The following is a 15,164-nucleotide window of genomic DNA, read 5'->3' on the forward strand; positions in this document are numbered from 1 at the left end:
ATAAACATGCGAATTTACACACGAACAGGTGATAAAGGACAAACAGCTTTGATTGGCGGGCGAGTTGATAAGGATGATATTCGTGTCGAGGCATATGGAACAGTTGATGAATTAAATAGTTTTGTTGGAAAAATAGTGACGGAATTAGATCCAGAGCTGTTTTCCGATATTCTTGAAGACCTGGAAAAAATTCAGCACGAACTATTTGATTGTGGTGGTGATTTATCAAGTGTTTCGAAACGGAGACCGCTAAAGCTATTAGAAGAAACGATTGATTATTTGGAAGAAAAAATCGATCAGTTTATCGACCAGGCACCAGAAGTGGAACGGTTTATTTTACCGGGTGGTACCAAACCGGCAGCTTCGATTCATATTGCTCGAACAATTACGAGAAGGGCAGAGCGGCTAGTTGTACGACTTATGAAGCAAGAGGAATTAGAAACGGATATACCGCTAAAGTATTTAAATCGACTATCTGACTATTTCTTTGCACTTGCACGAGTTGTCAATGCAAGAATGGGCGTTGCAGATGTTGAATATGTTCGAAGTGCCAAGGTGTTCCGCAATGGTAAACGGAAGGAAAAAGGAGAATGACGACGAAAAAAATATGCCTGTTGGCTCTGTTTATTGCGCTTTCAGTGATTGGTGCAATGATCAAAATCCCCTCATTTGTTGGAAGCATAGCACTTGATGCGTTTCCAGCTTTGCTTGCTGCCGTTTTGCTTAGCAGGCAAATGGGAGCACTCGTTGCTGGATTTGGACATCTTTTATCGGCACTTATCGCAGGCATGCCTCTAGGGCCAATGCATGTGATCATTGCTATAGAAATGGCAATCATTGTCTGGCTTTTTAGCGTTATCTATTTGTCCGGAAAAAGAAAGTTAGCGGGTCTATTTTTTGTTTTCAGTAACAGTTTTCTTGCAGCATTACCGATGTTATTTTTACTAGGAATTTCTTTTTACCTTGCAGTTTTACCTGCATTGTTAATTGGAGCGATAGTTAATGCAGGTGTTGCCTTGTTGTTCATTCCAAGGTTTGCCACGCTATTCCAGGGAAAAATAGTGGAGATGTTGAAATGAAAAGAGATGTGCTTATTGTTCCGTTTGATCAGAAGTACGATATTGTTATTTCTAGTGATAATAGTGGCTCAATCGGAATGAAACCAGCTGATGATGTTTCTGTACCCTATGATATTGTGTCCTATTTTGCCTTTCGCGTAGCATATATGGAGTGTGCTGCTGCGGGAGGTGTTCCGTTTTCGGTCACACTGCAAAATTTTAATGATGAACAGACATGGCCATCGCTAATAGCAGGAATAAAGCGAGGGACGGATGAACTGGGAATTGTCAAGCTTCCGGTTACAGGCAGTACTGAATCCAATTTTTCCTTGTCGCAATCAGCAACAGGGATTACCGTGTTAGGGAAGCGGCAACGCAAGAAGGAGCAAACGTTTGCTAATAATCAAGCAGAAGCAATTGCAATCATCGGAAGCCCATTAGTCGGTGATGAAGTCACGCAACAAAAAGAAGCTGTCGCATCACTTAACCTGTTTCAGTGGTGTTGTGAGCATGATGCGGTTCTGACAGTCGTTCCAGTTGGGTCGAAAGGTATTTTATATGAATTAAAGCAGCTATTTCCTAATAAATCCCTACAATTTTCAAGTGATCTGGATTTGAAAAAATCATCAGGCCCTGCAACATGTTTTATCGCCGTTTACATAAAGGCGGATCATGAGACCATTAAGTCAAAAGCAGGTCAGTTGTTTCATCATGTTACGGTTGAAGGTGGGGAACTGTGTAGATGAAAGCGGACTAGACGATAACCTTTAGTAGAATAAATATACTAATTTAAAAAAGTGCCCAATATAAACTGGGCACTTTTCTTTAAAAGGGGAATATGGTAAACACTTAAACCTATTTCAAATTTCGTATTTTGCCTTCTTGTTCACGTATAAGAAAGTGTGAAAATCGTGGCGCTATTATGCTTACAGCAAAGTTGGCCATGTCCAGCTCCAGCGCCCAGCAACTAGCAGATTTTTTGGTGGGACGAGCATTTAGCGCAGTCCCAAACTTCACACTCCTCTCCTCGAAAAAGTTAATTCGCTTTTCCTTCGTGTGTTGTTATTTCGGAGGAGTTATTCAATGCACTACGATAAGTCAACATCGGCTAATTTTTAAAGGAAGGCCGACTAAGAGCGGGCTTTGCGCCCAACGTCGGCATACCCCTTTTGCAGGGGCATGTTTCCTTTATCTCATTGCGGAGTGCTCCAGTTTGTACGTTGCTACGACGCACAGGACGTGCTAGTACAGGCGTTGCGACAGGACGTCGCGCTCTTAGCCTGTAAGGGCGCTTGCGCTTTTCTTAAATAGATCGTACTGAGAGTGTTTCAAGTATTTTTTCATGACGGTTTTGATTGTCGGAGATGTCATTCAGTTTTTCTGAATTGCGGACTATTTGTTTAAAGTTTCGATCAATTTGATTGGCCATAGATTCAAGATCTTTTTTAGTAGCCATGGAACTGAGAGCATCCTTAGTAGCCATGTATTCTAAATCTCTCTTCATAGCCATACTGGATTTTATATACTGTATTTCATTTACCATTTGCTGTAATAATTGCTCGCTCATTTTTTCACCCCCCCTCTAAGATGCTTTTTAGTCATGTACATAAACTATCAACAATTTACGAAAAATGTTCTTGATAGGGGTAAAATCACCTTTTATCATTGGATTTAGTATTGAAATTAGTATTGTAAATAGATGTTCTGGGAAAGTGCTTCTAGAAATAAGTTAAATCCCCTTTTTTGGATTATTTTTCGATTACAAAAATTCCACCCATCCCTCGGAAGTTAGGTATATACAGGATACGAAGCCAAAAGCAACAAACAATCAAAAATATATTTCCAAGCCAAATAATTTGTAAACACGTAACGATAATTAGTATCATGTATTGTATAGTGAATTACTAGGAATTAAATTACGTTAAAATACATTGTTAATCGGGGAAGGTGTCTTGGACGATGAAAGTTGTTAACAATATGACGGAATTGATGGGAGATACACCTGTTGCAAAGCTGAACAGGCTTGTTCCGGAAGATGCGGCTGAAGTTTTTGTGAAATTAGAGATGTTTAACCCAAGCAAAAGTGTTAAAGATCGTGCGGCAATAAACATGATTCGTGTTGCAGAAGAAAAAGGATTGCTCAAGCCAGGAGGAACCATTATCGAGCCAACGAGCGGAAATACTGGAATAGGGATTGCCATGGCTTCTGCTGCTAAAGGATACCAAGCAATTATGGTGATGCCTGATAATAGTACAATGGAAAGAAGAAATATTTTGCAAGCCTATGGGGCAAAAGTTGTCTTAACCCCTAGTGAGGAAAAAATGCCCGGTTGCATTAAAAAGGCGATGGAACTGCAAAGCGAAATTCCTGGTAGTTTCATTCCGCAACAATTTGAGAACCAGGCAAATGCGGACATTCACAGAATCACAACGGCACTGGAAATTTACGAACAAATGGATGGCAAGCTGGATGCATTTGTTTGTACAGCGGGAACTGGTGGGACCGTGACAGGAACAGGTGAAGTGTTAAAGGAAAAACTACCAGAATTGTCAATAACGATTGCGGAACCAAAAGGATCTCCTGTTCTATCCGGAGGGAAACCCGGAAAACATAAGCTGGTTGGAACGAGCCCTGGCTTTGTACCGGAAATTTTAAACACAGATATTTACGATGAAATTATGCTGATTGAAGATGATATAGCAGTTGATATGTTTAAAAAGCTGCCTAGGATAGAAGGGTTGTTTGTTGGCCTATCTGGTGCAGCATCGATTTATACAGGAATTGAAGTCGCCAAACGATTAGGGAAAGGCAAGCGGGTATTGTGTATTGCCCCTGATACTGGTGAACGGTATTTGAGCATGGGTTTATTTGATGAATAACAGAAAAATCAGTACCAATCTTATTCAAGGTTGGTACTGATTTTAAATTTAACAAAAAGTTTAATCTATTTCTTCGCCTATAAGCCAAAATTCCTATCTCCATAAACCACCTTTATAAACTATCGATCTACAAAACCGGACACCATAACAAGCAAAATCCTCAGAATCTATCGTATTTGGTAGATATCTGTAATAAATGAACGGATGGTGGAAATTATTTACCCCTTAGTCCATTAATAGCCAGTCTATTCATATTGGCGTACATTAATCGGAGTTTTCTAAAAAGTGAATTTTTGTTAAAGTTAATGAATACGTATTAGTTAATACTACTTAAGGGGGACAAAAGTAATGCAAAAGAAAAGTAGAAAATTTTTAGGCTTCATTTTGCTTTCATTATTAATTGTTGGACTAGCTGCATGTGGATCTGATAATGAGGCAGATGGATCGGAAAAAGAGGGCGGAAATGGGTTAAAGGACGAATATACAGTTGTTAGTGATACATCGTTTGTTCCATTTGAATTTAAAGAAGACGGCGAATATGTTGGCTTCGATATTGATCTTATTAATGCGATTGCTGATGAAGTCGGATTTGAAATCAATTTGGAAACGACCAATTTTGATGGGATTATTCCTGGCTTACAAACAGGTCAATTTGATATTGCCTTAGCAGGTATTGGTATTACAGAAGAGCGGGCAAAGAAAATTGATTACAGTGATCCGTATTATGAATCCGGTTTACGTATCGGTGTTTCGGTTGATAACGATGAAATAAAAGGCATGGAAGATTTGGAAGGGAAGACAATTGCGACACGACTTGGATCAACGAGCTCTGCCTATATTAAAGAGAATATTGAAGGTGCCGAGGCAAATCAATATGAACAACTTGATCAAGCATACCTAGCTGTTGAAAATGGTAGCGCTGATGCAATTTTGTATGATGCACCAAACGTTGCTTATTATATTCAAACAAAAGGTGAGGACAGTCTAAAAATGGTTGGCGATCTTTATGAGGCTGAGAATTATGGAATCGCTTTTGCGAAAGATCAAGAAGATTTAGTTGAGGCGGTTAATGAAGCATTAAAAACGATGAAAGAGAATGGAAAGTATGATGAAATCTATGAAAAATGGTTCGGGGAAAAACCTGAATAAGATTTAGGCAAGCAGACAAAATTAGCGCGTTTCTATGCAGTGAAATAGAACGCAGCTAATTACAAAAGGGTGTAACCATCCAATTGTTACACCCTTTTTAACTTTTAATAGTTAAATATTACCAGCTTTAGAGAATTTTAAACCAGGAGAGGTGAAAGAATGATAGGCAGATTTAATTGGGCAGGCGTTATTGATTTTTTACCACAAATAGCAACGGGTTTATACTACACCCTCCTTATCTCGATACTTGGGCTTCTTATTGGGTTTATCTTGGGTGCGATTTTCGGTCTAGGCCGAATTTCTAAAAACAAATTAGTTTATTGGATTTCTAGCGTTTACATCGAAGTTATCCGCGGGACACCAGTGTTAGTGCAGGCTATTTGGATATTTTTCGCGCTGCCACTTATTGTAGGTTTTAATCTTGAATCCGTTACGGCAGGTGTAATCGTGATTGCACTAAATTCCGGAGCATACATTGCCGAGATCGTTCGTGGGGCAGTCCAATCAATTGAAAAAGGTCAAATGGAAGCAGGGCGATCACTTGGTTTGGATCATGGGAAAACGATGCGTTATATTATATGGCCACAGGCGTTCAAACGAATGATTCCACCTCTAGGTAATCAATTTATTATCAGTATTAAGGATACCTCGCTTTTATCCGTCATTCTTGTTCCAGAGTTGATTTTCCAAGGACGTTTGATTGCGGCAAACCATTTTAATGCTGTTGAAATATATACAACAGTTGCGGTATTTTATCTTGCAATTACCTTGAGTTTATCCCTTATTTTACGTCTTGTTGAAAGAAGGTTGGATATTCAATGATTGAAGTAAATGATTTGCATAAGAAATTTGGCGATTTGGAAGTGCTGAAAGGTATTAATTGTCAAATAGAATTAAAAGAGGTTGTTTGTGTAATCGGTCCCAGTGGTTCAGGGAAAAGTACATTCTTGCGTTGCTTAAATATGCTGGAGGAGATTACCAGCGGGGATGTAGTTGTGGATGGCGAGCATTTGACAGATCCAAGAACAGACATTAACGAAATTCGAACGGAAGTGGGCATGGTTTTCCAGCAGTTTAACTTGTTTCCACATCGATCCGTTATTGAAAATATTATGTTGGCCCCGCAAAAGGTACGTAAGATTAGTAATATGGAAGCAAAAGATCGTGCACAAGGATTGTTGGAAAAGGTTGGGTTAAGTGATAAAGCCGACATGTATCCAAATCAATTATCTGGTGGACAACAACAGCGTGTGGCAATTGCCCGGGCCCTAGCCATGGAGCCAAAAGTGATGTTATTTGATGAGCCTACATCTGCTTTGGACCCCGAATTAGTTGGAGAAGTTCTGGAAGTAATGAAGCAGCTGGCAAATGAAGGGATGACAATGGTTGTTGTCACACATGAAATGGGGTTTGCCAGAGAAGTGGGCGACCGCGTGTTGTTTATGGATGAAGGGGTCATTGTTGAAGAAGGAAATCCGGAACAAATCTTTACTAACCCGAAGTCTGACCGGACAAAAGGATTTTTGAATAAGATTTTGTAGGTAATCAATCAAATAAGAAAATAAAAAAGTGCAGCGTGTCGTTGTGATCGTTGCACTTTAAATCTCTATAATTCTATTTTTATTTTCGCTTGCTAAGCCGACCAAGTATGAATGCTCCTGTACCAATTCCGATCATTGTATTCGTTTTTTTGTTAAACACCTGTTTGACCATCAGATTCATGTTTTGTGGACGTTCGGCAAGACGGCGCATGAAATAGCCATACCAATCTGTCCCAAATGGTACATAGGTACAGAAGTTGTAGCCTTCTTTAGCGAGCTCAAACTGCAGATCTTTTCGGAAACCATACAGCATTTGGAACTCAAATTTATCCTTTGCTATATTATGTTCGTTAACAAATTCTTTGACATGATTGATAATATGGTGATCATGGGTTGCGATCGATGTAAATTTGCCATGTAACAAATGAGATTCGATTAACTTGATAAAGTTTTCATCAATATCTTTTTTATCCTGATATGCTACTTCTTCTGGTTCTTTATATGCACCTTTTACGATACGCAAACGATAGTCTTTATATTTTTGGATATTTTCTTCCGATTGATAGAAATAAGATTGGATGACAGTGCCGATATTGCTATAATCCTTTGATAGCTCATTTAAGAGATCAAAAGATGGTTGTAGGTGACCATAATCTTCCATATCAAGATTGATAAAAATATTTAATTCATTGGCCTTGGTGACAATCTCTTTTAAATTAGCCAAGCAGAAGTTATAGTCAATGTCCAATCCAAGTTGGGTTGCTTTTAAAGAGATATGGGCATCCACACGATTGTCGTGAATTGCTTCAATAACTTCAATAATTTGTTCTTTAGCTGCGAGTGCCTCTTGTTTATCAGAAACAAATTCTCCTAAATTATCAATTGTTGCAGAGATACCCTGCGCATTAAGTTCTTTAACGCTTTCAATCATCTCTTTGATATTTGTCCCAGCGACAACTGATTGGGCTCCGAGTTTAAAGCCGTACTTCTGTGCAAGCGCATTCAAAATTTTATTCTGTGACATACCAATAAATAAGTCTTTTAACATATCTATTCCCCATTACTATTTTTCTTTTATTATATCATATGTGTGAATTTTTCATATAAAAAAATCTATGAATCGGCAAAATCTATGAAGGATAGCGGATTGCCAGTTGATGGAAAGGTGTAAATAGGGAAGGCTAAGCGGCACTTTGTCAGTGATAAGTGCCGCTTCAGCTTTTATAGTGCGTGTTCTAAAAGTTGCCAAATTAGAAGCAAGGTCGGCTAAGTTCGTCACGTCCTGTGACAACGCCGACACTAGCACGTCCTGTGCGTCGAAGGTCGAGGTGGCGTAGTCTTGAGGACCGGAATGTAGGCAAAATCTACATGAGGACCGGACTTGCACAGGACGTGCTGACTTCTGTGTTGCCCACAGGACGTGGGCGGGTTTAGTAGAAGTTCCTTTGCCGCCAACGAAGAGATTCGTCGCTTATCATTTGGTGACTTTTTGAACAACCTCTTATACTTAATTTTTTATTCCAAACGAAAACATAGTCTGCTTCCTGTATTCCTCCCCAGCGTGTAATCGTATACTTGGTAAGCCATTATGATGTAATGATGCTGGGGAAGCCTGTGTTTCAAAGCATACACCAAGATGTTTCCGGGAAAGACCTTCGCTTAAGCGTAGTCCATCATCCAATCCATTGGATGTATACATCACCATTCCAGGTTGATCAGTTTTAACCGTCATAACACGTCCAGAACTAGCCTCTTTTACGACTACATTACCTTCGTTGTTAAAAAGAAAATAGTGATCATAACCATCGTCAACGATGTGGTGTTGAACTAAATCAGATCGGAAACCATCGTCAAGCGTCCGCCCATTGTGAAAAGCAAAACTAGTTTCAGAGGTTTCTAGTAATTTTCCTGTTGGAATCAGTTCATTATCAAGCTCTACAATCCAATCACTAGCAAATGTGACATGATGATTGTGAACAGGTTTCTTCAGATTCCCAGTTAAATTAAAATAGGAATGATTAGTCAATGCTAAAGCTGTTGTTTGATCAGTGCTGGCCCAATAATCGAGTGACAGTTCATTGGCATTATTTAGTGTATACGTAACATTGACTTCAATATTGCCAGGATAGCCGTTTTCTGCGTCTTTACGTGAAAGGGCAAGTATTAAACTAGCTGAATCATCCGTTTGAAACGTTTCAGCATCCCAAATTTTACGATGAAATCCGTTTGAACCTCCATGTAAATGGTGGCTTCCTTCATTTTTTTCCAATTTATAGGACCGTCCATCCAGATTAAAGGAAGCATGTTGAATCCTACCCGCAACGGGACCGATAAGGGCACCCAAAAAATGGGGGTTCTCTTCGTAGTCAGCATAATCATCATAGCTCAAGACGACATTTTCCATTGTTCCATCCTTATCTGGAGTGATTATTTTTGTAATAATTCCACCGTAGTTGAGTATGCTGACTGCCATGCCGTTATCATTCGTAAGCGTATATTCTGTCCATTTATTTAATCTAGTTTGTTGCGAAATATTCATGTGCTCAATCACCTACTTATTCAGCGTTTTGATAAATCGGTTAAATGCTGCATCTTCCTTGAAAACTCCTGCATCCTCAAGAACGCGGACAAATTTTTTCGCAAGCTCCTTCTGTATGATAGCCTTGGCACCATCAGAATTTGCTACTGTTCCGTGCGTTTCCCTCATCTGCTGTGCCCAGTCTTGGTGGTAGTTTGCTACATCATCTGATTTACCTTGTAAAAATTGTTCTATTGCCGCAAGTTCATCCTTCAATCGTGCAGGCAGTACTGCAAGACCCATTACTTCAATCAGCCCGATATTCTCCTTTTTAATATGCTGAACGTCTGCATGTGGGTGAAAAATTCCCAGCGGATATACTTCAGATGTACGGTTGTTACGTAAAACAAGATCCAATTCATGTTCGCCATCTCGTATTCGAGCAATTGGTGTGATCGTATTGTGGGGTGTGTTTCTCGTGTGAGCTATCACGCCAGCATGTTCATCTGAATAGCCATGCCACGTTTGTAAAATATGATCAGCTGCATCAAGCAATTGCTCTTTTTTAAAACTTTTCAAGCGAATAACGGATAAAGGCCAGTTCAAAACAGAAGCAGACACGTCTGAAAAACCTTCTAGTTCAAATGTAAATCTATTTCCTGCTCTTGTCATGGCAAATTCATAACGGCCACCCTGGTAGTGATCATGGGTCAAAATCGAGCCACCAACAATTGGCAGATCGGCATTGGACCCGATGAAGTAATGTGGAAATTTTTCCGTGAATAAAAGTAGTCGTTTAAAGGCATCTTTATCTATTTTCATATTCCGATGTTCTTCAGCTAGTAAAATACTGTGCTCCGGATAGTAAACATATGGTGAATATTGCAGATACCAGTTTTCATCCAAAATCGGGATACGAATGACACGATGATTGGCGCGGGCAGGATAACCGATTCTGCCATTGTATCCTTCGTTTTCCACACATAATACACATTTTGGATAATTAGCAGTTTTTTTCATTTCGCGTTCCCGTTTGATCTGTTCCGGGTCCTTTTCCGGCTTTGATAAATTAATGGTGATATCCAGTTCCCCGTATGGTGTATCTGTTTTAAAATGGATGTTTTTTCTAATACGATTCATTTGAATGTAATTGCTATTTTGACTTAATTGATAAAAATAATCGGTTGCAGCCTCTGGTGAGTGTTCGTATTTTTCCTGGAAAGTGGCGTTCACAACAGATGGACGCGCCACAAAGCAGTTCATGATGGCGGCGGCTAGCATTTCCTTATCATCAAAAACATCCTCAATGACTTGATGTTCGATTGCATAGTCAACCAGTTTTTCCAGTAAATTGGGAATCGTTCCTTCGCTTACGTTATCAATTTTTTCCGGAAATGATTCTAGTTGCAATAAATGCATGACTTGATTTTGTATATATATACGATCTGCTTCATCAATTAATTCTTTATTTGTTGCTTGCTGAATCAGTCCTGCTAGGTCCTGATAGATCATGATGGATTACTCCTTTCCATAGCCATTTGGGTGGGCATTGTGCCAGTTCCAAGCATCCTGCATGATTTTTTCAATCGATGTCCGGATAGGGTTCCATTTCAGTATGTTTTTAGCTTTATCCGAACTAGCAATCAGGGTACTAGGGTCTCCGGATCGGCGTTCACCGGTTTGGGCTGGTATCTCCTTACCTGTAACGGCTCGCGCTGTATCAATCATTTCTTTTACGGAAAAACCTTGACTACTGCCAAGGTTGAAAATATCGCTTTGTCCGCCGTCTTGCAAATAATCCAATGCTAAAAGATGTGCCCGAATCAAGTCTTCTACATGGACATAATCGCGAATGCAGGTGCCGTCTGGTGTATCATAATCCTCACCGAAAATTGTAATATGGGATCGTTGACCAAGTGCTGTCTGTAAAATAATGGGGACAAGATGTGTCTCTGGGCGGTGATCTTCGCCAATTTCCCCTGATTCCCTAGCCCCAGCAACATTAAAGTACCGCAATGAAACAAACTGAATGCCGTGAGCTTGTTCTGTCCACTTCATGATTTTTTCCATCGTCAATTTTGTTTCACCATAGGCATTGGCTGGATTTGCCCGCATCGTTTCGGTCAATGGAACAGACTCCGGTTCTCCGTACGTTGCGGCAGTGGAGGAGAACACGATATAGTTCACATTGTGTTCGACCATAACCCTTAATAATACTTGTGTACCATACACATTGTTATCAAAGTATTTAAGAGGTTTCTCCATTGATTCTCCAACAAGTGAATTCGCTGCAAAATGAACAACAGCATCAATCGATTCCTTCGCAAAAACGTTACGTAAAAAATCAATATCGCGAATGTCGCCTTGGTAGAATGCTGCCTGTGGATGAACCGCTTCTCTGTGTCCGGTCTCCAAACTATCCACGACAACGACATGATCACCTCGATCGATTAATTGATAGACTGCATGGGAACCAATATAACCTGCTCCACCTGGAACTAATATTCGCATTTAAAGCACTCCTTCTGTCATTTGTTTGGCACCGTCACTGATTGCCGCTGTATAAAATGTTGCATCATAGCCAAGTGTATCCCGGTAAGTGGTATTTACATGTTGCTTCACGTTTTCGATTTTATCCTGTTCAACAATCGCAATGGCACAACCACCAAATCCGGCGCCAGTCATGCGAGCGCCTAACACACCATCTAAATCCCAGGCTGCTTTTACGATCGTATCAAGTTCCGCGCCAGTAACGTCATAATCATTCTTTAAGGACTGATGAGATTCATTCATCAGTTTTCCGAATGCCTCCAAATCACCAGCTTGCAGTTTTTTTAATGCCGTAACAGTACGAACATTTTCAGAAACAGCATGTCTTGCGCGCTTCTGATTTATTTCATCCTGGATGAGGTGTTTATGCTGTTCAAATTGTTCACTAGTTAATGCGCCAAGACTATCAATGGCAAGCTCTGTTTTCAAGTCATGTAGAGCCTGTTCACATTGGGTGCGGCGTTTATTGTATTTCGAGCCGGCAAGTGTGCGCTGTTTATTTGTGTTAATAATTAGGATAGCATGGTTATCCAGCTTAATTGGCGCGTATTCATATTTCAATGTTTGACAGTCTAATAGAATCGCATGATCTTGTTTGCCCATGCCGATCGCAAACTGATCCATAATACCAGAGTTTACCCCGATATAGTCATTTTCAACTCGCTGTCCAAGCGTAATCATTTGAATGCGGTCAATTTTAAGATTAAAAAGGTTTTCCAGTAAGACACCGGTTACCATTTCAATGGATGCTGAAGATGAAAGACCAGCACCATTCGGAATGTCTCCGTAGTAAAGGATATCTGCACCACTGGTTATCGATAAACCAGCTTCCATGATGTACGTAATCATTCCTTTTGGATAGTTTGCCCAGTCATGTTGCTCGTTGTAACTTAAATCCGCCAGATCACATTCGATTATCCCGTCTTTAGCGAAGTTCATTGAGTAAAAGCGGAATTTCGAATCGTTTCGTTTGATTCCCAGAGCATAGGTGCCGAACGAAATCGCTGCCGGAAAGACGTGTCCGCCATTATAGTCCGTATGCTCTCCGATTAGGTTAATTCTACCCGGTGCGAAGAATTGGGATGGCTTTCTGGTTATCCCGAAAACTTCCTGAAATTCCTTATTGAGGTTTTTCATCGAAAGATTCCCTCCATCTAGATTCATTTGTTAATGCGCTTACAAAACGATGCAATGAGAATTTGTTAACTATGTTCAGTTTACTATGAATTAGGTATCATCACAATGGTATTCGCCCATTATTTTAGTAAAAGTAATAATTATTTTAGTTAAAATAAAGTATTTACTCTCCGACTATTTATCCTTAGTTACTTATGTACGCTTGCAAAAAAATTCTTTACGAAAAAATAGTGAAAGCGTATACTTAAATTACAAAATATCTTAGAAGGTTTTAAAAGGAAATGGCGAGTAAAAAAATTAGTAAAATATGATATTTTCCCTTTGGTTAGATAATGGGAAATCGGAGTTGAGAAAATGGCAACGATTAAAGATATAGCAAAAAAGGTAGATGTATCCATTGCAACCGTATCACGCGTGCTAAACGGTGATCCGACTTTGTCAGTAGGGGCGGCTACGAAAAAGCGGATTTTTGCGGCCGCAGAGCTGTTGGATTATAAAAAGCATCAAAACAAAAAGACGAATAAGCAACTGCGGATAGCGGTTGTGCAATGGTACACGGAGTCGGAAGAACTGAATGACATGTATTATTATGCCATCCGACATGGTGCAGAGAAAAAAATGGAGAATGATCAGTATGAGTATATCCGTATTTTCCAGCATACGGATAAAAAAAGCAGCATGAAGATAGACGGAATTATTGCAATCGGCAAGTTTTCCGAAAAACAAATCAAGCAACTGCGGGAATGGAGTTCAACCATCTGCTTTGTGGATGATAGTCATCCCTTCCCATCGTATGATTCCGTTGTCGTTGATTTCCATCAGGCTACAAACAGTATCTTGTCTCATTTGCATGCTAATGGTCACGAGAAAATTGGTATGCTTGCTGGTGAGGAGCAATTCTCTGATTCAACAAGCACGCTTTTAGATCCAAGATATGAAAGTTTTCAGAACTACATGAAAGAGAACGGTTTATATGTGGAAAAGTATTGCTTTAACGGTTCATTTTCGGTCGATTCTGGTTATCAAATGATGGAGAAGGCAATTGGTAAATTGAAAGATGATTTGCCCACAGCCTTCTTTTGTGCAAATGATTCCATCGCCATAGGGGCATTGCGCGCATTAAATGACCATGGGATTGATGTGCCAAATAGAGTCAGCATTATCGGATTTAATGATTCAAGTGTGGCAAAGTATGTTTCCCCCTCATTAAGTACGGTACGAGTGCCAACTGAATTAATGGGAGAGACAGCTGTTTCATTATTAGAAGAAAGAATTCTTGATAACCGGACAGTTGCAAAAAAAGTAACCTTAGCAACGGAATTAATCGTTCGGGAAAGTAGTCGATAGGATAGCATAGCATTCCCACTAAAAAACGCTTGGAATATGAACTGCACCTGTAGGAGAGGAGGCGGTTGTGTTCCGAGCGTTTTTCATTTAGTTATCAACTCTTAGCTAGCGATCCTTTATACCCTTTCCTGAATATCTCCTGCACGCTATGAACGGTTACATATGCATCTGGATCAATATCCTGGATGATTTTTTTCAGTTGGACGATTTCCTGTTTATTTACGACAAGATACAAAACTTCCTTGTCTGCCTTTGTATAGCCGCCTTTTCCGTCCAGCACTGTGATACCACGGGCCATTTTCGTTGTAACTTGGTTCAATACTTCATTAGGGTTCCTAGAAATAATCAATACCGCGGTCCGTTCATTTGCGCCCTCGACAACCACATCAATTACTTTAGCACCAACATAAACGGCAATCAAAGTATACATCGCTTTTTCCCGACCAATGATAAAGGCAGAACCGGCGATGACAAGAATATCAATTACGAGCATTCCTTTTCCAATACTCCAACCCAAAAACTGATTCGCTAAGCGGGCGAGGATAGCTGATCCACCTGAAGTTCCTCCTGCACGAAAAATTAATCCTAGCCCAAGACCAACTGTTAAGCCGGCAAATAAAGCGGCAAGCAGTGTATCTTCATTTATTTCTTCACCTACATTCACCGTTACATGTAAAAAGATGGAGGAAAACACGATGGAGATGATCGTATACCAAATAATTCGTTTACTGAAAAATTTATATCCTGCTGCCAGTAATAATACGTTTACGATGAAATTAACGATACCAGGCGACCACTCGAATAAATAATAGGTCACAATTGTTATACCGATAACCCCGCCTTCCGATAAATGGTTAGGGATGGTGAAATAATTGATTCCTAGCGCAAAAATAAGTGAGCCAATGATAAGAAGCACGATATCTTTTGTTGTTCTATTCATCTTATTTTCCTCCTTCCTTGTAAACTAGTTTGTTAGAAAAGTAA

15 protein-coding genes are annotated in these 15,164 nt (G+C 39.8%); 8 read left to right on the top strand and 7 right to left on the bottom strand.

What is annotated here, in order from left to right; translation table 11 throughout:
* Nucleotides 1-6 precede the first annotated feature (6 nt).
* Genes ACW2QC_RS04270 through ACW2QC_RS04280 form a run of 3 tightly spaced genes read left to right on the top strand, consistent with a single transcriptional unit; the run spans nucleotide 7 to nucleotide 1,804 of the window.
* Nucleotides 7-594: a cob(I)yrinic acid a,c-diamide adenosyltransferase gene (locus ACW2QC_RS04270; protein ID WP_457542742.1), complete on the top strand. Its 588-nt coding sequence runs from the start codon at nucleotides 7-9 to the stop codon at nucleotides 592-594.
* Nucleotides 591-1,079, top strand: coding sequence for an ECF transporter S component (locus ACW2QC_RS04275; protein ID WP_457542743.1), 489 nt, complete (start codon nucleotides 591-593; stop codon nucleotides 1,077-1,079). Before ACW2QC_RS04270 ends, ACW2QC_RS04275 begins: the two co-directional genes overlap by 4 nt.
* Nucleotides 1,076-1,804: an ATP-binding protein gene (locus ACW2QC_RS04280; RefSeq protein WP_457542744.1), complete on the top strand. Its 729-nt coding sequence runs from the start codon at nucleotides 1,076-1,078 to the stop codon at nucleotides 1,802-1,804. Before ACW2QC_RS04275 ends, ACW2QC_RS04280 begins: the two co-directional genes overlap by 4 nt.
* A 557-nt stretch (nucleotides 1,805-2,361) precedes the next feature.
* Here ACW2QC_RS04280 and ACW2QC_RS04285 read toward each other — a convergent pair.
* Nucleotides 2,362-2,625: a hypothetical protein gene (locus ACW2QC_RS04285; RefSeq protein WP_457542745.1), complete on the bottom strand. Its 264-nt coding sequence runs from the start codon at nucleotides 2,623-2,625 to the stop codon at nucleotides 2,362-2,364.
* A 392-nt stretch (nucleotides 2,626-3,017) separates the two neighbouring features.
* Between ACW2QC_RS04285 and cysK the strand changes: the two genes are divergently transcribed.
* From cysK to ACW2QC_RS04305, 4 genes are all read left to right on the top strand, one after another.
* Nucleotides 3,018-3,938, top strand: coding sequence for a cysteine synthase A (gene cysK / locus ACW2QC_RS04290; protein ID WP_457542746.1), 921 nt, complete (start codon nucleotides 3,018-3,020; stop codon nucleotides 3,936-3,938).
* Between the two features lie 348 nt (nucleotides 3,939-4,286).
* Nucleotides 4,287-5,087 (top strand): glutamine ABC transporter substrate-binding protein, encoded by an 801-nt coding sequence (locus ACW2QC_RS04295; RefSeq protein WP_457542747.1) that lies wholly within the window; start codon nucleotides 4,287-4,289, stop codon nucleotides 5,085-5,087.
* A 159-nt stretch (nucleotides 5,088-5,246) separates the two neighbouring features.
* Nucleotides 5,247-5,909: an amino acid ABC transporter permease gene (locus ACW2QC_RS04300; RefSeq protein ID WP_457542748.1), complete on the top strand. Its 663-nt coding sequence runs from the start codon at nucleotides 5,247-5,249 to the stop codon at nucleotides 5,907-5,909.
* Nucleotides 5,906-6,628 carry an amino acid ABC transporter ATP-binding protein gene (locus ACW2QC_RS04305; RefSeq protein WP_457542749.1) on the top strand — a complete coding sequence of 241 codons (723 nt, stop codon included), beginning with the start codon at nucleotides 5,906-5,908 and terminating at the stop codon, nucleotides 6,626-6,628. Before ACW2QC_RS04300 ends, ACW2QC_RS04305 begins: the two co-directional genes overlap by 4 nt.
* Before the next feature lie 79 nt (nucleotides 6,629-6,707).
* Here the strand turns inward: ACW2QC_RS04305 and ACW2QC_RS04310 are convergent, their stop codons facing one another.
* From ACW2QC_RS04310 to ACW2QC_RS04330, 5 genes are all read right to left on the bottom strand, one after another.
* Nucleotides 6,708-7,676 (bottom strand): proline dehydrogenase family protein, encoded by a 969-nt coding sequence (locus tag ACW2QC_RS04310; RefSeq protein WP_457542750.1) that lies wholly within the window; start codon nucleotides 7,674-7,676, stop codon nucleotides 6,708-6,710.
* A 459-nt stretch (nucleotides 7,677-8,135) separates the two neighbouring features.
* On the bottom strand, nucleotides 8,136-9,167 hold the full coding sequence (locus ACW2QC_RS04315; protein ID WP_457542751.1) for an aldose epimerase family protein: 1,032 nt from the start codon (nucleotides 9,165-9,167) through the stop codon (nucleotides 8,136-8,138).
* 12 nt (nucleotides 9,168-9,179) lie between these two features.
* Nucleotides 9,180-10,658: a UDP-glucose--hexose-1-phosphate uridylyltransferase gene (gene galT, locus ACW2QC_RS04320; RefSeq protein ID WP_457542752.1), complete on the bottom strand. Its 1,479-nt coding sequence runs from the start codon at nucleotides 10,656-10,658 to the stop codon at nucleotides 9,180-9,182.
* A gap of 6 nt (nucleotides 10,659-10,664) precedes the next feature.
* Entirely contained in the window at nucleotides 10,665-11,657 is a 993-nt protein-coding gene (gene galE / locus ACW2QC_RS04325) for a UDP-glucose 4-epimerase GalE (protein ID WP_457542753.1), read from the bottom strand.
* Nucleotides 11,658-12,833 (bottom strand): galactokinase, encoded by a 1,176-nt coding sequence (locus tag ACW2QC_RS04330; RefSeq protein WP_457542754.1) that lies wholly within the window; start codon nucleotides 12,831-12,833, stop codon nucleotides 11,658-11,660.
* 354 nt (nucleotides 12,834-13,187) lie between these two features.
* On the opposite strand from ACW2QC_RS04330, the gene ACW2QC_RS04335 reads away from it, so the two are divergent.
* Nucleotides 13,188-14,180 (top strand): LacI family DNA-binding transcriptional regulator, encoded by a 993-nt coding sequence (locus tag ACW2QC_RS04335; protein ID WP_457542755.1) that lies wholly within the window; start codon nucleotides 13,188-13,190, stop codon nucleotides 14,178-14,180.
* Nucleotides 14,181-14,274: 94 nt separating this feature from the next.
* On the opposite strand, the gene ACW2QC_RS04340 is transcribed toward ACW2QC_RS04335, so the two are convergent.
* Nucleotides 14,275-15,120 (bottom strand): YitT family protein, encoded by an 846-nt coding sequence (locus ACW2QC_RS04340; protein ID WP_457542756.1) that lies wholly within the window; start codon nucleotides 15,118-15,120, stop codon nucleotides 14,275-14,277.
* Nucleotides 15,121-15,164: the final 44 nt, after the last annotated feature.

It is taken from the genome of Virgibacillus sp. FSP13 (assembly GCF_054048505.1).

Excerpts from the sequence above, each read along its gene's own strand:
- ACW2QC_RS04295 (WP_457542747.1), top strand. The coding sequence starts at position 4,287 with ATGCAAAAGAAAAGTAGAAAATTTTTAGGCTTCATTTTGCTTTCATTA.
- ACW2QC_RS04310 (WP_457542750.1), bottom strand. The coding sequence starts at position 7,676 with ATGTTAAAAGACTTATTTATTGGTATGTCACAGAATAAAATTTTGAAT.
- ACW2QC_RS04275 (WP_457542743.1), top strand. The coding sequence starts at position 591 with ATGACGACGAAAAAAATATGCCTGTTGGCTCTGTTTATTGCGCTTTCA.
- ACW2QC_RS04300 (WP_457542748.1), top strand. The coding sequence starts at position 5,247 with ATGATAGGCAGATTTAATTGGGCAGGCGTTATTGATTTTTTACCACAA.
- ACW2QC_RS04280 (WP_457542744.1), top strand. The coding sequence starts at position 1,076 with ATGAAAAGAGATGTGCTTATTGTTCCGTTTGATCAGAAGTACGATATT.
- cysK (WP_457542746.1), top strand. The coding sequence starts at position 3,018 with ATGAAAGTTGTTAACAATATGACGGAATTGATGGGAGATACACCTGTT.
- ACW2QC_RS04285 (WP_457542745.1), bottom strand. The coding sequence starts at position 2,625 with ATGAGCGAGCAATTATTACAGCAAATGGTAAATGAAATACAGTATATA.
- ACW2QC_RS04270 (WP_457542742.1), top strand. The coding sequence starts at position 7 with ATGCGAATTTACACACGAACAGGTGATAAAGGACAAACAGCTTTGATT.
- ACW2QC_RS04315 (WP_457542751.1), bottom strand. The coding sequence starts at position 9,167 with ATGAATATTTCGCAACAAACTAGATTAAATAAATGGACAGAATATACG.
- ACW2QC_RS04340 (WP_457542756.1), bottom strand. The coding sequence starts at position 15,120 with ATGAATAGAACAACAAAAGATATCGTGCTTCTTATCATTGGCTCACTT.
- ACW2QC_RS04335 (WP_457542755.1), top strand. The coding sequence starts at position 13,188 with ATGGCAACGATTAAAGATATAGCAAAAAAGGTAGATGTATCCATTGCA.
- ACW2QC_RS04305 (WP_457542749.1), top strand. The coding sequence starts at position 5,906 with ATGATTGAAGTAAATGATTTGCATAAGAAATTTGGCGATTTGGAAGTG.
- ACW2QC_RS04330 (WP_457542754.1), bottom strand. The coding sequence starts at position 12,833 with ATGAAAAACCTCAATAAGGAATTTCAGGAAGTTTTCGGGATAACCAGA.
- galE (WP_457542753.1), bottom strand. The coding sequence starts at position 11,657 with ATGCGAATATTAGTTCCAGGTGGAGCAGGTTATATTGGTTCCCATGCA.
- galT (WP_457542752.1), bottom strand. The coding sequence starts at position 10,658 with ATGATCTATCAGGACCTAGCAGGACTGATTCAGCAAGCAACAAATAAA.